The sequence below is a fragment of the Enterobacter sp. DNB-S2 genome (assembly GCF_019443845.1).
Classification (GTDB): domain Bacteria; phylum Pseudomonadota; class Gammaproteobacteria; order Enterobacterales; family Enterobacteriaceae; genus Enterobacter; species Enterobacter asburiae_B.
The window spans coordinates 3,048,384-3,065,643 of the sequence record NZ_CP050520.1; the positions used below are offsets into that span (position 1 = coordinate 3,048,384).

Annotated in this window: 14 protein-coding genes and 1 pseudogene; 3 read left to right on the forward strand and 12 right to left on the reverse strand. The window is 57.3% G+C overall.

Annotation, left to right across the window (positions count from 1 at the left end; translation table 11 throughout):
- Nucleotides 1-2: 2 nt before the first annotated feature.
- On the forward strand, nucleotides 3-1,688 hold the full coding sequence (locus tag HB664_RS14525) for an NAD-dependent malic enzyme (RefSeq protein WP_219939692.1): 1,686 nt from the start codon (nucleotides 3-5) through the stop codon (nucleotides 1,686-1,688).
- Nucleotides 1,689-1,733: 45 nt separating this feature from the next.
- Here the strand turns inward: HB664_RS14525 and HB664_RS14530 are convergent, their stop codons facing one another.
- From HB664_RS14530 to HB664_RS14585, 11 genes and pseudogenes are all read right to left on the reverse strand, one after another.
- Nucleotides 1,734-2,735: a Kdo(2)-lipid IV(A) acyltransferase gene (locus tag HB664_RS14530; protein ID WP_039262853.1), complete on the reverse strand. Its 1,002-nt coding sequence runs from the start codon at nucleotides 2,733-2,735 to the stop codon at nucleotides 1,734-1,736.
- Nucleotides 2,736-2,927: 192 nt separating this feature from the next.
- Nucleotides 2,928-3,158, reverse strand: a complete 231-nt coding sequence (gene pptA, locus HB664_RS14535; RefSeq protein ID WP_143346942.1) for a tautomerase PptA — start codon at nucleotides 3,156-3,158, stop codon at nucleotides 2,928-2,930.
- 37 nt (nucleotides 3,159-3,195) lie between these two features.
- A complete protein-coding gene (locus tag HB664_RS14540) occupies nucleotides 3,196-3,813 on the reverse strand; it encodes a glutathione S-transferase family protein (protein WP_032656869.1) in 618 nt (205 codons plus the stop codon).
- A gap of 166 nt (nucleotides 3,814-3,979) precedes the next feature.
- Nucleotides 3,980-4,867 carry an ABC transporter substrate-binding protein gene (locus HB664_RS14545; protein WP_219939693.1) on the reverse strand — a complete coding sequence of 296 codons (888 nt, stop codon included), beginning with the start codon at nucleotides 4,865-4,867 and terminating at the stop codon, nucleotides 3,980-3,982.
- A 9-nt stretch (nucleotides 4,868-4,876) separates the two neighbouring features.
- Entirely contained in the window at nucleotides 4,877-5,650 is a 774-nt protein-coding gene (locus HB664_RS14550) for an amino acid ABC transporter ATP-binding protein (RefSeq protein ID WP_047060962.1), read from the reverse strand.
- Nucleotides 5,634-6,560, reverse strand: a complete 927-nt coding sequence (locus HB664_RS14555) for an amino acid ABC transporter permease (RefSeq protein WP_029740269.1) — start codon at nucleotides 6,558-6,560, stop codon at nucleotides 5,634-5,636. Before HB664_RS14555 ends, HB664_RS14550 begins: the two co-directional genes overlap by 17 nt.
- A 9-nt stretch (nucleotides 6,561-6,569) precedes the next feature.
- Nucleotides 6,570-7,079, reverse strand: coding sequence for a GNAT family N-acetyltransferase (locus tag HB664_RS14560; protein ID WP_032656866.1), 510 nt, complete (start codon nucleotides 7,077-7,079; stop codon nucleotides 6,570-6,572).
- Nucleotides 7,080-7,088: 9 nt separating this feature from the next.
- A pseudogene (locus tag HB664_RS22810) lies at nucleotides 7,089-9,352 on the reverse strand (NtaA/DmoA family FMN-dependent monooxygenase).
- A gap of 16 nt (nucleotides 9,353-9,368) precedes the next feature.
- Entirely contained in the window at nucleotides 9,369-10,490 is a 1,122-nt protein-coding gene (locus HB664_RS14575) for a M20 peptidase aminoacylase family protein (protein ID WP_039262859.1), read from the reverse strand.
- Nucleotides 10,487-11,488 (reverse strand): LLM class flavin-dependent oxidoreductase, encoded by a 1,002-nt coding sequence (locus tag HB664_RS14580; protein ID WP_219939695.1) that lies wholly within the window; start codon nucleotides 11,486-11,488, stop codon nucleotides 10,487-10,489. Before HB664_RS14580 ends, HB664_RS14575 begins: the two co-directional genes overlap by 4 nt.
- Nucleotides 11,489-11,598: 110 nt before the next feature.
- On the reverse strand, nucleotides 11,599-12,138 hold the full coding sequence (locus tag HB664_RS14585) for an AAA family ATPase (RefSeq protein ID WP_048979190.1): 540 nt from the start codon (nucleotides 12,136-12,138) through the stop codon (nucleotides 11,599-11,601).
- A gap of 345 nt (nucleotides 12,139-12,483) precedes the next feature.
- On the opposite strand from HB664_RS14585, the gene HB664_RS14590 reads away from it, so the two are divergent.
- A complete protein-coding gene (locus tag HB664_RS14590) occupies nucleotides 12,484-14,019 on the forward strand; it encodes a methyl-accepting chemotaxis protein (RefSeq protein WP_219939696.1) in 1,536 nt (511 codons plus the stop codon).
- A 434-nt stretch (nucleotides 14,020-14,453) separates the two neighbouring features.
- Nucleotides 14,454-15,950, forward strand: coding sequence for an L-asparagine permease (gene ansP / locus HB664_RS14595; protein ID WP_023311978.1), 1,497 nt, complete (start codon nucleotides 14,454-14,456; stop codon nucleotides 15,948-15,950).
- 49 nt (nucleotides 15,951-15,999) lie between these two features.
- On the opposite strand, the gene HB664_RS14600 is transcribed toward ansP, so the two are convergent.
- On the reverse strand, nucleotides 16,000-17,061 hold the full coding sequence (locus tag HB664_RS14600; protein WP_219939697.1) for a YncE family protein: 1,062 nt from the start codon (nucleotides 17,059-17,061) through the stop codon (nucleotides 16,000-16,002).
- Between the last annotated feature and the right edge of the window lie 199 nt (nucleotides 17,062-17,260).

A 17,260-nucleotide genomic window follows, 5' to 3' on the forward strand; every position in this document is an offset into this window, starting at 1 on the left:
CCATGTCCCGGAAAGAAGTTCTGTACACCCCCTATAACGGGGCCGTATTGCTGGAAAACCCGCTGTTAAATAAAGGGCTCGCATTTATTAAAGAAGAGCGTGACAATTTTAATCTGCATGGGTTATTGCCGCACAACGTTGAAACCATTGAAGAACAAACCGAGCGCGCCTGGGTGCAGTTCTGCCATTTTAAAAGCGATATTTCGCGTCATGTTTACCTGCGAAATATTCAGGACACCAATGAAACGCTCTTTTATAACCTCCTGCGTTCGCATCTCAAAGAGACGTTACCTATTATCTATACCCCGACGGTCGGTGAAGCCTGCGAGCATTTCTCCACGATTTATCGACGCGCGCGCGGCCTGTTTATTTCATGGCCGAATCGCCATCGTATTGATGAGATGCTGCAAAGCTTTTCGCGCAACGACGTTCGCGTGATTGTGGTGACGGACGGGGAACGTATTTTAGGGCTTGGCGATCAGGGTATCGGCGGAATGGGTATCCCAATTGGTAAGCTGTCGCTGTATACCGCCTGCGGAGGGATCCATCCGGCCTCTACCCTGCCGATAATGCTGGATGTCGGCACCAATAATCAGCAACACCTCGACGACCCGATGTACATGGGCTGGCGCCACCCGCGCATCAGCGACGACCAGTACGCTGAGTTTATGGATATGTTTGTCAGCACCGTTAAAGCGCGCTGGCCCAATGTGCTCCTGCAATTTGAAGACTTTGCGCAGAAAAACGCCACCAGGCTGCTTCAGCGCTACCGCGGCCAGCTGTGCTGCTTCAATGATGATATCCAGGGCACGGCCGCCGTCACCGCCGGTACGCTGATGGCGGCGGCCCATACGGCGGGCACGCGCATTCGCGACCAGCGCGTGGTCTTCCTGGGCAGCGGCTCTGCCGGATGTGGAATAGCTGAAAAAATTGTGGCGCTGATGGTGGATGACGGCCTGACCGAGCCGGAAGCGCGCAGCCGGATCTTTATGGTCGATCGCTTCGGCCTGCTGACCGACGACATGACCAACCTGCTCGATTTCCAGAAAAACCTGCTTACCGCGCGCGACGCCGTTTGCAGCTGGCAGGTTGACGCGAAGAACATTTCCCTGCTGGACGTGGTGAAGAACGCGCATCCAACGGTGATGATCGGCGTTTCAGGCCAGCCGGGGCTGTTCAGCGAAGAGATAGTCAAAGAGATGCATCGCCACTGTCCGCGCCCAATCATCATGCCGCTCTCGAACCCGACCTCGCGGGCGGAAGCCCAGCCGCAGGATCTTATCGCCTGGACCCAGGGTGCCGCGCTGGTGGCCACCGGCAGCCCGTTCGCCCCGGTATTCTGGGAGAATGAACACTACGAGATCGCCCAGTGTAACAACGCCTATATTTTCCCGGGCCTGGGGCTGGGCGTGCTGGCCTGTAACGCGCGCCGGGTAACGGAAGAGATGCTGATGGCAGCAAGCCGCAGCCTGGCCGCGCAGTCTCCGCTGGTCACCACGGAAAAAGGCGGATTGCTGCCGCCGGTAGATCAGATTGAAACGGTTTCACGCCAGATTGCCGTTGCCGTCGCCCGGGCCGCGATTGAACAGGGCGTGGCTCCGGCGATAGATGATGAGACGCTGATGGCGCGTATTGAGAAGACCTGGTGGCAGGCGGACTATGCGCCGTACCGCAGGTCTGCGCTGTAAGCCTCGATCCAGCCCTCACTGCACGGTGAGGGCTGGATTGCTGCCTCAGTGCTGGACGCCCGATCGGTCGGAAAGATCGGCGGCGGACAGGATATCAGCCCGTGGTGCCACGCTCTTGCGGCGGGCATACCGGTCAGGCTGACCTTCAGGACGCGTTTTGAAGCGCCGGTGCAGCCACATATACTGTTCTGGCGCCATCCGTACCGCCTGCTCAATCGCCCTGTTCATCTGCGTCGCAACAGATTCTTTATCGCCCCCCTGCAGCGCCTCGCTGATATCCTCCAGAATAATCAGTTCGTAGCCGGTACCGTCCGCCCTGCGGCGCGGCACAAAGGGAATGACGGCTGGCTTAGCGCTTTTGACCAGCATATAGCTTCCAGCGGTCGTGGCGGCATCCGCAACCGCAAAGAACGGCACAAAGACGCTATTGGTTTTGCCATAGTCATGGTCCGGGGCGTACCACAAAATTTCATTCTGCTTCAGCGAGCGGATCATGCCCTTTAAATCATGACGATCGAGCATGGTTTTATTGGAGCGCAGGCGCCCGCGCGTCTGAAGCCAGTCCAGCAGCGCGTTATTATTCGGACGATACACCCCAATGCCGGGGTTGAGCATGCCAAAGATCCGCGCGCCCAGCTCAAGGGTGAGAAAATGCATGCCAACGAGCACCACGCCATTTCCCTTTGCCCGCGCCTTTTCCATGTGCTCATAACCCGTCACGGTAAAGCATTTCTTCACCCGCCACGCAGGCCAGAACCATGCCATCCCGGTTTCGATTACCCCCATTCCTACCGATTCAAAATTACGCTGCAGCAGTGACTCTCGCTCCGCCTTTTTCATCTCCGGAAAACAGAGTTCCAGGTTGCGGCGGGCAATCTCAACGCGGCGCGGAAGCAGGCGCATCGCCAGCCGTCCAAGACTGTGGCCGATTCGGAACAGCAGCGGATAAGGGAGCAGCATGATGAGCCACAGCGCGGCGATGCCAGCCCAGCTTAGCCAGTAACGAGGGTGAAGAAAGGCGAGTGAAAAACGGGGTAATTTTGTCATGAGAAAATTATCCTTTAGCGTGTCTGTCCTTAACTGATTCTGTTTGAGATCTTTCCTAAGGATGTATGAAATGTCAGTCAGAAACGTAAAGTGTAACGGATAAGATAAAACGCATTTTTATCGATTTTTGCGAAAAAGCGGGAAGACGAGACGGGAAAAACCGGGGAGGAGAGTTCCCCCCGGCAATTGCGCTTACATTGAATAGCCTGGCTTTTTGATTAATTCGTCCAGCTTCGGTCCTATTTCGGTATCCCAGACCTGCTCTTTCCAGTCCTCCTGGTTCACCTGATTCAACGCAACGGACACCGAGCTGTCTTTGCTGTTGAAATGGCGAATAATGACCTCAGCAATATCCTCGGCCAGTGCGGTTTTTTGTTCGTCGTTCAAATCGCGGGGAAAACATTTGATATCTACGTGTGGCATATGCAGGCTTCCAGTTGTGAGTCAGGGCTCCACGTTATCAGATAATACCGTTGGCCTTTAACACCTTGTGCAGTTCCGGCAGCTGACATACGGTATCTGCGATGGCCGTCAGTTTCGGCGTATTGGCCGCAAACCAGTCATGGCGTGGCCCCCAGGTTCGCGCCACCGCGATATACACGTCCAGCAGCGTCAGCCGTTCACCCAGCGCAAACGGGGCGGCCTTGAGCTGAGTTTCGAACCACAAATAGAGGGACTTCCGGTATTCGATGCAGTTTTTCTGCAGCTGTTCCGGCGCGTCCGGCACCCAGCGCTCGGGATAGTCTGCATACGTAAACGTGGGATAGACGTTGGCCACAAACCAGATCAGAAGACGCTGAAACTGCTGGCGTTCGGCCTGTCCCACGGGCGGCGCGAGATCGGGACATCTGTCGAGCACCATCAGGGCGATCGCCGCCGTTTCGGTCATGATGGCGCCATTTTCCAGCTCCAGCGTGGGTACCTGACACAGCGGGTTGAGCTTTTGCAGCAGCTCACGCTGCGGGCCGGGCTGGTCAAACCCGTCCACGTTGATAAATTGATAAGGGATATCAGCCAGGGTTAGCATCACTTCACCGATCGCCGAGCCCCAGCCGGGTACGCCATAGAGTTTAATCATGTTGCCTCCGCAGGGATGAAAACCCTAAGTGTATACCCGTCATACTTCAAGTTGCAGGTGCGTTGGCTGCACTCACTCACCCCAGTCACGTACTTGTGTACGCTCCCGGGGATTCGTTCCCTTGCCGCCTTCCTGCAACTCGAATTATTTTGGGTATAGAGCACCATTAGTAGGTTATCCCAGGCGGGTTGACCTCCGACTGCGCCACCGCTTCGCCCTGCTCGCCCCAGCGCGCCAGCACCTTCTGGTAATCTCCACGCTTAATCGCGCCGTCCAGCGCGGCCTGCAGCGCGTACACCAGCTCATTGCCCTTTTTGGTGGTGGTCGCGACATAGGCTTTTTTCGGCCCTAAACCGACCACGCGGGTTTTGCCCGTGAGCGCAGCCTTATAGGCCGATACCGACTGCGGGCCGAAGAACACGTCAGCCCTGCCGGACTGAATATAGAGATTGCCCGAGGCATCGTCGTGGAGATAGACCGGCAGCGCAGGCGCCCTTCCCGCCTTTTTGTTCTCTTCGTTCCAGCCCAGCAGAATGCGCTCCTGATTCGTACCGGAGCCGACGATCATCTTTTTCCCGGCCAGATCTTCCGCGCTTTTGATTGACTGGATCTCGCTGGTGGATTTCACCGAAAACGCCAGCGAATCGACGCGGTAGGTCGCAAAATCAAACTTCTCTTTACGCTGTTCGGTCACCGCAATGTTCACCAGCGCCACGTCGTAGCGCCCGGAGGCGATCCCGAGTGGCCAGTCTTCCCACGCCGTCGGCACCAGCTTCAGCTTTAGCCCCAGGCTGCCCGCCAGCAGGCGGGCGATATCCGGGTCGCTGCCAATGCGCGTGCGGTTATCGCTGGCCAGCAGCGCCAGCGGCGGAGAATTCAGCGCCGAAACGGCGACCGTCAGCGTACCCGGCTCAACGAATTTGTAATTGGCGGGGATCTTCGCCACGGCCTGCCTATCCACCGTCACCGGCAGCGGCTGCTCGTTGGCTTTCAAATCAATGCTGGCGTGGCTCGCCGTCGTGAAGACCAGCCCCGCCAGAAGTCCATATTTCATTGGCACTCCTTACAAGACTTTGGAGAGAAACTGGCGCGTTCGCGCATGTGACGGACGGTTTAATACCTCGTCACTGCTTCCCTGCTCGACGATTTTTCCGTCGACCATAAACACCACCTGATCCGCCACTTCACGGGCAAAGCCGATCTCGTGGGTCACTACCACCAGCGTGGTGCCGGACCGGGCCAGCTTTTTGATCACGTCTAACACTTCCCCCACCAGCTCCGGATCGAGCGCCGAGGTGGGCTCATCAAACAGCATCACGCGGGGGCGCAGCGCCAGCGCGCGGGCAATGGCAATACGCTGCTGCTGCCCGCCGGAGAGATGACGAGACCAGGCATCGGCTTTATCCCGCAGCCCGACCACGTCCAGCAGGCTGTACGCCCTTTCCACCGCCTCTTTTTTGCTGAGCTTTTTATGCGCGATGGGCGCCTCAATCAGGTTTTCCAGCACCGTGAGGTGCGGAAAGAGATTGAAGTTCTGAAACACGTAGCCCACGTTGACGCGCTGCTTGAGGATCTCCTTCTCCTTCAGCTCATACAGCCTGTCGCCCTGACGGCGATAGCCGATGTAGTCTCCGTCGATCTGGATAAAGCCTTCGTCGACGCGCTCCAGGTGGTTAATGGTGCGCAGCAGCGTCGATTTACCGGAGCCGGAAGGCCCGAGGATCACCGTCACGGACCCGGGCGGGATCTCAAGCGAAACGTTGTCGAGCGCCTTATGGCGACCGAAATACTTGCTGACGCCGGTAATCGAAATATGTCCTTCAGGAGAGGCTTGCATGGACGGGCTCCTGTGCTGGCGTGGTGGTGACAGAACGGGTGCGACGAGCGGCACGGTTCTGGTTAACGGCAGAGCGGCGTTCGCTGCGGGCAAGCGCGCGCTCGACGCCATACTGGATAGCGGACAGGACGGTGGTGATCGCCAGATACCATGCGGCACCGACCATCAGCAGCGGGATCACCTCCTGCGTGCGGTTGTAGATCATCTGGATGGTATAGAACAGCTCCGGCATCGCCAGGACGTACACCATCGCCGTGCCCTTGGCGAGGCTGATGATTTCATTGAACCCCGACGGCAGAATGGTGCGCAGCGCCTGAGGCAAAATGATGCGCACCGTGCGTCGCCAGGCCGGCAGACCGAGCGCGGCGGCGGCCTCATACTGGCCGTGATCGACCCCGAGGAATCCGCCGCGAACGATCTCGGCGGTATAGGCGCTCTGCACCAGGGTGAGCCCCACCACGGCGGTAGAAAACTGACCCAGCACGTTGATGGTTTCAAAGCTGCCCCAGGTGATGCCGGTGAACGGCACGCCGAGCGAGAGCGTGTCGTAGAGATAGGAGAAGTTGTAGAGAATGATCAGCACCACGATCAGCGGCAGCGACCGAAACAGCCAGATATAGGCCCACGCCAGGCTGCTCAGCAGCCAGGATGAAGAGAGTCTCGCCAGCGCCAGCATGCCGCCAAGCACCACGCTCAGCGCGGTGCCGATCAGCGTCAGCAGCAGGGTCTGCCCGACACCTTCGAGGATCACCGGGTCAAAGAACCAGCGGGCAAACACCGCCCACTCCCAGCGCGGGTTAAAGGCCACGGACTGAATCACGACCGCCAGGACAAACAGCGCCACCGCGGCGCCGACGGCCCGCAGCGGATAACGCGCCGGGACCACCTTAATGGTTTCAACGTTGCTCATCGTCGTTCCTCATGCGGTTTTACTGAACGCTTCGCGTACCAGCGTTTTGGTGAAGCGCAGCCGGCCGTCAAACGGCGGCTGGCTGTACTCTTCCGGATCGCGGTTCAGATCGAACTGCGCCTGATAGCCCTGGCTGAGATAGAGCCGTACCGCTTCCGGCTGGCGAAAACCGGTTGTCAGGTAAATTTGGCTGTATCCTGCCAGCACCGCCCTGCGCTCAAGCTCCTGCACCACGCGCCCGGCAAGCCCCTGCTGACGCAGGGTTTTGTCCGTCCAGATGCGTTTGATTTCCGCGGTGCGTTCGTCGAAAGGTTTGTACGCGCCGGTGGCGATAATCTTCCCGTCGCGCTCCAGTACGATAAACAGCCCCTGCGGTGCTAAATACCACTCTGTAAGCTCAACTTCCGCGTCTTTGGAGAAGTAGTCCCCGTAGCGGGCGGCATATTCACCGAACAGCCCTTCGATGATGGGCTGAAGCTCGGCGTCTTCCGGTGAAACATCACGAAATCGTTCGCTCATCACGCCTCCTTAATCGCCCAGGCCAGCCGGGTTCACTTCTGACTGAGGAATACGCTCAACGCCTTCCCCCCAGCGGTTCAGCACTTTGTCGTAGTCGCCGTTTTTGATCACGCCGTTCAGCGCGGTTTGCACCGGCTCAACCAGCCCGCTGCCTTTCTTCAGCGTGACCGCGATGTGCGCCGCCTTCGGCCAGCCGCCGTCGACGCTACCCACCAGTTTGGTTTTCCCGTTCAGCGCCGCTTTCCAGGCGCCAATCACGTTCGGGCCAAAGTAGGCATCCGCGCGCCCGGACTGCAGGGCCAGCGTTTGTGCCGCATCGTCTTTGGTGTAGATCGGGGTAAAGGGCTTCAGCCCCTTCTTCAGGTTTTCGGCATTCCAGGCCAGCAGAATGGCCTCCTGGTTGGTGCCGGAGCCGACGATAATCCGCAGCCCGGCGATGTCTTCCGCCTTCTGCAGCGACTTGATCGGGCTGGTGGATTTCACGTAGAACCCGAGGGAATCTTTGCGGTAGGTGGCGAAATCAAACTTCTCTTTACGCTCTTTGGTGACGGTGATGTTGCTGATGGCCGCGTCATATTTTCCGGAAGCCACGCCCAGCGGCCAGTCTTCCCAGGAGGTTGGCACCACGTTCAGCTCCAGCCCGAGGCTGTCTGCGACCAGACGGGCGACGTCAACCTCGCTTCCCAGCAGCGTTTTGTTGTCGTCGGAAAACACCGTCAGCGGCGGTTGATTGAGGCCCGCCACCGCCACGGTAAATTTCCCCGGCACGGCGAAGCGATAATCTTTCGGGAGCTGTGCCACCGCCTCGCTGTTTTTGACGGTATTAACCGGCGTTTTATTGGCCTCGATGCTCACGCCGGTGCCGTTAATATTCACATTCTCTGCCCAGACGGCAGGGGTAAAGGCCAGCGCGAGCGCCAGAATAAGCGTTGTTTTCTGCATAGCGGGGTTCTCTTTTATTGTTGTGTGTATTGGTTTTTAGGTTCGTCTAAGCCGAGGCTTTCGCGCAGCGTGGTGCCCGGGTAGTCGGTACGGAACAGGCCGCGCGCCTGTAAAACAGGCACCACCTGGTCAACAAAGCGCGGGAAGGTGTCCGGCGTGCCGCCCTGAATGATGAAGCCGTCTGCGGCATAGCCTTCAAACCAGGCCTGCAGGCCGTCGGCCACCTCTTCCGGCGTACCGGAAAAGCGCGGTCGCGGCGAGGCGGCTTCCAGCGCCACCTGACGCAGGGTTAAGCTGCGCTCGCGCGCGTTACGCTTAATTTCATCAGTGGTGCTGCGGAAGCTGTTTTTGCCTAAGTCGCCGATATCCGGGAACGGCTCGTCGAGCGGGTACTGGCTGAAATCGTGATGTTCGAAATAGCGTCCGAGGTAGTTGAGGGCATCGTTAATCGACACCAGCGCCGCCGTGGTTTGATACTGGTTTTCCACGTCATCGGCGTCTTTACCCACAATCACGCTGACGCCCTGGAAAATATGTAAATCTGACGCGCGGCGTCCGTTACTTTCCAGCTGCTGCTTCACGTCGCGATAAAAGGCTTTTGCCTCATCGAGGGTCTCGTGATGGGTAAAAATGGCGTCGGCATGTTTCGCCGCCAGCTTTTTCCCGTCGTCCGACGCGCCTGCCTGAAAAACGATCGGCCGCCCCTGCGGCGTTCGACCAATATTCAGCGGCCCGGCGACCTGGAAGAAATCACCGTGGTGGTCCAGGGTATGCAATTTTGCCGGGTCAAAAAACTGACCGCTCTTTTTGTTGCGCACAAAGGCATCGCCTTCCCAGGAATCCCATAGCCCTTTCACCACGTCGAGATATTCATCCGCAATGCGATAGCGCAGCGCGTGCTCGGGATGTTTTTCACGGGAAAAGTTCTTCGCTGACCCTTCCAGCGGCGAAGTCACCACGTTCCAGCCCGCGCGACCGTTGCTCAGGTGGTCGAGGCTGGCGAACTGGCGCGCCGTAGTGAAAGGCTCGCTGTAGGAGGTGGATAAGGTTCCCACCAGCCCCAGGCGCGAGGTGATGCTGGCGAGAGCGGATAACACCGTCAGCGGTTCAAAGCGGTTTAAAAAATGCGGGATCGATTTCTCGTTGATATAGAGACCGTCGGCAACGAATAAAAAATCGAGTTTGCCCTCCTCCGCCTTTAACGCCGTCGCTTTGACGAAATCAAAATTGATGCTGGCATCGGCGACGGCCTCAGGGTGACGCCAGGCGGACATATTTCCCGATGCACCATGCAAAATGGTCCCGAGCCGCAGTTGACGATGTGCAGACATATTCACCTCTTCAGAATTAAACGTGTTGCAGGGCTTTTTCCGCAAGCTGTGCAAAATAGCGGGCAGCGGGCTCAATTAATGCCTCATCCGGATTGAATGCCGGGTGGTGTAAACCGTACGGGCTGTTGCTGCCGATGCTGACAAACGCCCCCGGGATCTGCTGCAGATAGACCGCGAAATCTTCCCCGCCCATATGCAGCTCGGCGTGCCGGGTTTCGTAGCCTGCTTCTCTGGCGACCGAGGTGGCGAAATCGGCCCAGCGCTCGTCGTTCACCAGCGCGGTGGGCCCGGCATACCAGGTGATATCAATCTGCGCGCTAAAGGCGCTGGCAAACCCGGCGGCGATTTCGCCCACGCGGGCTTTCACGTTCTGCTGTACTTCCGTGCGATGGGTGCGCAGCGTGCCTTCCAGCTCGACGCTTTCCGGCAGCACGTTCCAGGTGTTACCGCCTGCAATGCGCGTCACGCTCAGCACCACCGAATCCAGCGTATTGACGTTGCGGCTGGCGACGCTTTGCAGCGCCGTCACCAGCTGGCTCGCCAGCACGATGGCGTCATTACCTTCGTGCGGACGTGCGGCGTGCGCGCCCTTACCGGTAATGCGGATCACGAAGCGATCGACGTTGGCATAAAACGGCCCGCCGCGGGTAGCGAACTCACCGACCGGCAGGCCGGGCTCGTTATGCATGCCGAAGATGGCGCTGACGTCGCGCAGGGCACCGGCCCGCACCATGCTCTTCGCACCGCCAAAGTTCTCTTCGGCAGGCTGAAACAGGATCCGCACCCGGCCGTTAAGCGACGCTTCCCGCTCTTTCAGCTTTAACGCGGCGCCGAGGATCACGCTGGTGTGGATATCGTGTCCGCAGGCATGCATTACGCCTGCACGCTGGGAGCTAAACGGCACGCCGCTGCGCTCTTCAATCGGCAGAGCGTCGATATCCGCGCGCAGCGCAATCAGTTTGTTGCCCGAGCCGATTTCCGCCACCAGCCCGGTCGACAGGTCGTAAGGCTGCGGGGTAATCCCGGCATTCGTCAGCCACTGGCGCAGGCGCGTTGTGGTCTCCACTTCCTGGCCGGAGAGTTCCGGGTTCTGGTGCAGCTCGCGACGCCAGGCAATCAGCTGTTCGCCAAAGCTCATACGGTGACCTCCTTGTTAAGACGCGCCTCGGCAAGCAGGCGCAGCGACGCGACGCGCGTTGCCCCCTCCGCTACCGGCGTGTCGATGATAAATTCGTCAATGCCCCACTTTTCATGCAGGGCGTTAAGCTGTTCGAGCACCGACTCAGCCGTACCCGCCAGCAGCGACTGCGCCCGACGTGCAATGCGCACCGGCTCGCTGCCCGCCTGGCGCGCAAAGGCGTAGGCCTGCTCTTCGCTGGCCATGGTGACACGCTGGCCGTTTGCCAGCTCAACGCCCCACACTTCGACCTTCTGCGCCAGGGCATCCGCCTCGGCCTGCGTCGGCGCAACGATCGCCTGTACCGCCACAATCACGTCCCGCGCGCTGTTCTTACGCCAGGTCGAAACCACCTCGCGCAGCAGGTCCGGGTCACCGTTCAGATGCGCGGCAAAGACAAAGTGCCAGCCGAGCCCGGCGGCCAGCAGCGCGCTATCGGTACTCGCGCCCAGCAGGAAACCCTCGGCAGGCAGCGGCGGCAGCGGCGTGGCGCGAACGGCCTCTTCATGAGACTGATGCTCAGGACGGATCCAGCGATCGAGCTGGGCCAGTTGTTCGGCGAAGCTGCCCTTTTCCTCTTGATTCAGACCCTGCTGCAGCGCGCGGGTTGAGAGCGGCAGCCCGCCGGGGGCTTTTCCGACGCCGAGATCCACGCGGCCGGGCGCCAGCGCGGCCAGCACGTTGAAATTCTCGGCGACTTTATAAGGGCTGTAGTGCTGAAGCATCACGCCGCCGGATCCGACGCGGATGCGCGTGGTTTGCCCGAGGATCCAGGCAATCAGCAGCTCCGGCGAGGGGCTGGCAAGGTGGGGAGTGTTGTGGTGTTCGGCAATCCAGAAGCGGTGATAGCCCAGATTTTCTGCCTGCTGCGCCAGCGCCAGCGTACGCGCCAGTGCATCGGCAGCCGTTTCGTTTTCAGCGATGGGGCTTTTATCCAGAATGCTGATTCGCCATGACATGTTGCGTTCTCGTTTGACTTAACATGTCGACATTATTAAAGGCGCATTTCACCACTGAGAAACAATTAATTTACATTTAGTTTGCCGGAAATCAGATATATAAAACCATGCTAAGAATAAGACTTTAAGTCGGCAATCAGCGTTTTTCCCTGCTCGCGCCGGGTAATGCGGACGAAGCGAATATGCCCATACTGCGGGTTTTGCAGATCGGCTTCATAACGCGTGCGGTTGTTACGCCAGGTTTTCATCGTCCAGATGAGAATGGACTCTCTGCTGAAGAACGCGCGCCGGAAACTCTCTTTGTTCCCGGTGCCGGGCCAGAGCTCGCGCTTATGCCAGGCGCGTTTGACTGCCCTGGTGACCGCCTGCCAGAGGGTGCGGGCAAAGCCATAATCCACCCACACCACAACGTCGACATTACGCCATTTCACCGGCCGCGTGCGGTTATAGTTGCCGTCAAGCACCCAGTCTGGCGAAGCCTGTAGCGCCTGCTCCAGCTTTTCCTGAAACACATCGTCCGGCGTTCCCTGCCAGTCAGGTCGCCAGTAGAGTCTGTCCATCTCGATATAGGGAATAGCCAGTTCGGTCGCAATCTGCTTCGCCAGCGTGCTTTTTCCGCTCCCGCTGGTCCCGATGACGTTAATTTTCACCTCAGCCTCACTGTAATAACGAAAACTGACCAAATGATAGCGTTTTCATCCTGTTAACGAAACGCTATTTCAGCATGGCAATTTTTCCTGAGAGACGATCTCCCTCTTTCAGTTTGGGTTATGTTGTTTATTTGCAGCGCCGTCCAAAAACACCCCTGAAAATATTTTCATTTTTATTACATTCGCTAGCATTAACAGATTAAAAATAATGAACGACGGGTATTTCAGGCAGTCACAATTTCAGAGAGAATATGCAGCAGAGCGTTATATAAAAATAATCACATTAATCTTGCCGGAGCATTTTCCGGGCATTTTTTATTCTTGCACATCATCATGGAGTTACTCATGAGGCGTAACAGTCCCGTTACACAAAACGAGTATTTACTTAACGATGGTTCGACGTTAATGTCGACCACCGATACCAAAAGCCATATTACCTATGCTAATTCCGCTTTTATTGAAGCCAGCGGATATAAAGAAGAACATCTTATGGGTGAGCCGCATAACCTCATCCGCCATCCCGACATGCCTGCCGAAGCCTTTGGCGACATGTGGTTCACCCTGCAGCAAGGTGAGACCTGGACGGGACTGGTAAAGAACCGTCGTCATAATGGCGACCACTACTGGGTGCGGGCTAACGTGACGCCGGTCTGGCAGGGTGGATCCCTAACGGGCTATATTTCCGTGCGAAATATACCCGCACGGGAAGAGATTGCGGCCAGTGAAAAACTGTATGCAAAAGTGCGTAATAATGAATTAAAACATTACCGCTTTTATAAAGGGTTACTGGTTCGGCGCGGTTTATTTTCGTTTATGTCGATCTTTAAATGTCTTAGCACCAGTAAACGCATCCATCTGGGTATTGCGACGACGGCGTTACTCTCCTGCCTGGCGGTGTATTTATTCCCTGATAAACTTGTGCAATCGGGAAGTCTGGCGCTGCTGTTTATTGCCCTGACCTATTATCTTCATGCGCAGATCGCCCGTCCGGTAAAATCTATTGTGCAACAGATGCAGCGCGTGGTTTCAGGACGTAAAACGGACTATTACCATTTTGACAGGATCGACGACATCGGGCTGATGATGCGTCTGGTCAATCAATCAGGCTTGAACCTGAATTCGCTGGTTGACGACGTCGGGGCGCAAATCAGCGGGATTGGCACCATCAGCCAGCAGGTCGCGAAAGAAGGCGCGGCGCTGCAGACGCGTTCAGAAGAGACCGCAGACTTTCTGCAGCAAACCGCGTCGGCGGTAGAAGAGATCGCCAGCGCGGTGGAGCAGACGGCAGAAACCGCGAAAGAAGCCACGGAGATGGCGGATCTCACTCGCGACAGCGCCCACCGCGGTGAAGCGATGATGAAAGAGACCATCGGTATGATGCAATCCGTGTCGCAGGATAACAGCCAGATCGTCGATATTATCAGCGTTATCGATCGTATCGCCTTCCAGACCAATATTCTTGCGCTGAATGCTGCCGTGGAAGCGGCGCGCGCAGGTGAAGCCGGGCGCGGATTTGCCGTGGTGGCGGCTGAGGTGCGCAACCTTGCGCAGCACTCCGCGACGGCGGCGAAAGAGATCAAAGCGCTGATTGAGAAAAACGTCGCCAGCGTCAACGCTGGCGTGGAGAAGGTAGAACAAACCGAAACGCAGCTGACGGTTATGATCGACAACGTGCTGCGGGTCTCCTCCCTGATTAAGGAGATCGGCCACGCCACGCAGGAGCAAACCCAGGCGCTGACGCTCATCAACGCCTCCATCTCCCGTATCGGCGCAATGACCCACAACAATACGGGGATGGTGGATAACGTCACTCACGCGGCGAATCACCTGACGCAGCGCACCACGCGCCTGCAGCAGGCGATTGCCGTTTTTGGCGGTTAGCCGCTGGGGTTTTGAAGTCTGAGGCCATTTTTGTGCGTTATCGCAGAGCCGTCGTCAGCCTGTTACCGCTTTCAGGTTACAGGCGGATGCTCTGCAACAGTTAAAATCTTTACCACCTGGTAATAATTAAGAGATTCTGATGATTAAATAATCAACCCGCCAAATGTTTTGTCTAAAAACTCATCACGATTCAGCGTGTTGTGATCGCCGTCTGCTCTGACCACACGATTTCCTTCGACGCGCATCACTTTCGGCACGGTTATATTTTGCGTCGCTTATGAATTGCAGGTAGGATGCCTCGCCATGTTTCGCCTTATCCATACGCAGAATGACTGGGAAGGCGACATGTGTTTGCGCAGAAGCAATCGTTTGTATTGCGCTCTGCCAGGCAGGACTATCACGATAATGGTTCAGACAGGCAAACAGGTAACTCAATGAAAACAAGCAATAAAAGCGCAGCCGATCATCATGCTGCTAAACGTCGCTGGTTGAACTCCCACGAAGAGGGCTACCACAAAGCGATGGGCAACCGTCAGGTTCAAATGATCGCCATCGGCGGCGCTATCGGAACGGGTCTGTTTTTAGGTGCGGGTGCGCGTCTGCAAATGGCTGGCCCGGCTCTCGCCCTGGTCTATCTGGTGTGCGGGATCTTCTCTTTCTTCATTCTACGTGCGCTGGGCGAACTGGTACTGCATCGCCCTTCCAGCGGAAGCTTCGTCTCTTACGCCCGTGAATTCCTCGGTGAAAAAGCGGCCTACGTTGCGGGCTGGATGTACTTCGTCAACTGGGCGATGACCGGTATTGTCGATATCACCGCCGTTGCGCTGTATATGCACTACTGGGGCGCGTTTGGCGATGTGCCGCAGTGGGTCTTTGCGCTTGGCGCGCTGGCGATTGTCGGCACCATGAACATGATCGGCGTGAAGTGGTTCGCGGAGATGGAGTTCTGGTTTGCGCTGGTAAAAGTGCTGGCCATCGTGGTGTTCCTGGTCGTGGGTACCGTCTTCCTCGGCAGCGGCAAGCCGCTGGACGGCAATGCCACCGGCTTCCATCTGATAACCGATAACGGCGGATTCTTCCCGCACGGTCTGCTGCCTGCGCTGGTCCTGGTTCAGGGCGTGGTGTTCGCCTTCGCCTCCATCGAACTGGTGGGTACCGCAGCAGGTGAATGTAAAGATCCGCAGACCATGGTGCCAAAAGCCATTAACAGCGTGATCTGGCGTATCGGTCTGTTCTACGTCGGTTCCGTGGTGCTGCTGGTTCTGCTGCTCCCGTGGACTGCCTATCAGGCAGGTCAGAGTCCGTTTGTGACCTTCTTCTCTAAGCTCGGCGTGCCTTACGTTGGCAGCATCATGAACATCGTGGTCCTGACGGCGGCGCTCTCCAGCCTGAACTCCGGTCTTTACTCTACCGGTCGTATCCTGCGCTCCATGTCGATGGGCGGTTCTGCGCCGAAGTTCATGTCGAAGATGAGCAAGCAGCAGGTTCCCTATGCGGGGATTCTGGCAACGCTGGTGGTTTACGTTTTTGGCGTGTTCCTGAACTATCTTGTGCCGTCCCGCGTATTTGAGATCGTTCTGAACGTTGCTGCACTGGGGATTATCGCCTCCTGGGCCTTTATTGTGGTCTGCCAGATGCGTCTGCGCAAAGCGATCAAAGAAGGCAAAGCGGCTGATGTGAGCTTCAAGATGCCGGGCGCACCGGTGACCTCCTGGCTCACCCTGCTGTTCCTGTTCAGCGTGCTGGTGCTGATGGCGTTTGACTACCCGAACGGTACTTACACCATTGCGACCATTCCGCTGCTGGCGGTACTGCTGATTGCCGGCTGGTTTGGCGTGCGTAAGCGCGTACACGAAATTCACAGCACCGCGCCGGTTCATCACGACGATGAAAAACACGACGCACCGCTGGTAGAAGAAACCTCGCGTTAAGCGTCCGTAAGCATCAAAAAGGGAAGGCAAATGCCTTCCCTTTTTTTATTTACAGCGCGATACGAATGACGTCGTCAGGCTGGGTGGCTTCCTGCTGACGGGTAGATTTCTGTTTCACCGTCACATACAGCGTTTTACCATCGGCAGAGAGCGCCAGGCTGTTCGGGTAAACCGGCATATCGAACGTTTTGGTCACCTTGTAGGTTTTCGCATCAATCACGCTCACCTTACCGGCCTCACGGTGCGTCACATAGGCTTCATTGCGGGCCGGGTTAAACAGGACCGCCAGTGACTCCGGCGCGGCGATTTTCTCGATCACGCTGCCGTCTTTCAGGCTCACCACCAGCACTTCCGGCTGTTTTGAATCGGTCAGGAACGCGCGCTGGCCGGCGGTATCGAGGCTGAGGTTCAGGTAGAAGTGCTCTTTACCGTCATCCTGCACCTTTTTGCGGCTCAGGATTTTATTGGTGGCCGTATCAATGGTTACCAGCTCGCCGTCCGCATTCGTGGTGTACAGACGTTTTGCCTGCGCATCCAGCGCCAGGCCGGTGCTGTACGTACCGGTATTGGCAATGGTCTCTTTCAGCTTCAGCGTGGCGCCATCCACCACCCAAATCACGCTCTCTTTGCCGACGCCGGTGATGTAAATCGTGTTGGTCGCGTCATCCGCCACCAGCTGGCGCGGCTGCAGCGGTTTGATGGTTTCACTGCGCTGGCGATTATCGAGCACCAGTCGCCCTTTCACGTCGCCCGTTTTCGCATCGATGGCCGTCACCGCGCCGTTGATGGTGTTGCCAAACCACAGGGTTTGCGTCGCGCCGTCGAGCGTGGCGCCAAAGGGTTTGAGATCGCTGTGAATCGCCTGCGTCACGTCCAGCGTGACCGGGTCAAGTCGATAGATAACTCCGCCCTTATCGGTTTTTCGGCTTTGCGAGGTCGCCACCCACAGCGCATTCTCCTGCTGGCTGACCGCCATTTCATACGCCCCTTTGCCCACCGCTTTACGCAGCACCTCTTCGGCGGCATGCACCTGGAACGTCCCGGCAAGCAGTAAAGTGGCAGACAGCAGTGACAGGCTCAGACGCGGCGAGCACAGATGACGTAAAGACATAACAATTCCTTTTCTGAAAAGAGGGGTTTGGGCTGACATCACTTCCGGCAGGCAACGTCATGGCATTGCCTTTTAATAATGAGAATAGTAATCATTAATGAACTGAATGTGGAGTTTTTCTTTTGCGCTTCGCCTTTCATTAACGCAATGTGCGGTTATAGTTTTCAAAACATTTACAAAACCTTTAACATGTATGGAC

Coding starts and splice junctions, on each gene's coding strand:
- HB664_RS14590 (WP_219939696.1), top strand. CDS start 12,484: ATGAGGCGTAACAGTCCCGTTACACAAAACGAGTATTTACTTAACGAT.
- pptA (WP_143346942.1), bottom strand. CDS start 3,158: ATGCCACACGTAGATATCAAATGTTTTCCCCGCGATTTGAACGACGAA.
- HB664_RS14540 (WP_032656869.1), bottom strand. CDS start 3,813: ATGATTAAACTCTATGGCGTACCCGGCTGGGGCTCGGCGATCGGTGAA.
- HB664_RS14530 (WP_039262853.1), bottom strand. CDS start 2,735: ATGACAAAATTACCCCGTTTTTCACTCGCCTTTCTTCACCCTCGTTAC.
- HB664_RS14575 (WP_039262859.1), bottom strand. CDS start 10,490: ATGAGCTTTGGCGAACAGCTGATTGCCTGGCGTCGCGAGCTGCACCAG.
- ansP (WP_023311978.1), top strand. CDS start 14,454: ATGAAAACAAGCAATAAAAGCGCAGCCGATCATCATGCTGCTAAACGT.
- HB664_RS14545 (WP_219939693.1), bottom strand. CDS start 4,867: ATGAAATATGGACTTCTGGCGGGGCTGGTCTTCACGACGGCGAGCCAC.
- HB664_RS14525 (WP_219939692.1), top strand. CDS start 3: ATGTCCCGGAAAGAAGTTCTGTACACCCCCTATAACGGGGCCGTATTG.
- HB664_RS14560 (WP_032656866.1), bottom strand. CDS start 7,079: ATGAGCGAACGATTTCGTGATGTTTCACCGGAAGACGCCGAGCTTCAG.
- HB664_RS14600 (WP_219939697.1), bottom strand. CDS start 17,061: ATGTCTTTACGTCATCTGTGCTCGCCGCGTCTGAGCCTGTCACTGCTG.
- HB664_RS14555 (WP_029740269.1), bottom strand. CDS start 6,560: ATGAGCAACGTTGAAACCATTAAGGTGGTCCCGGCGCGTTATCCGCTG.
- HB664_RS14550 (WP_047060962.1), bottom strand. CDS start 5,650: ATGCAAGCCTCTCCTGAAGGACATATTTCGATTACCGGCGTCAGCAAG.
- HB664_RS14580 (WP_219939695.1), bottom strand. CDS start 11,488: ATGTCATGGCGAATCAGCATTCTGGATAAAAGCCCCATCGCTGAAAAC.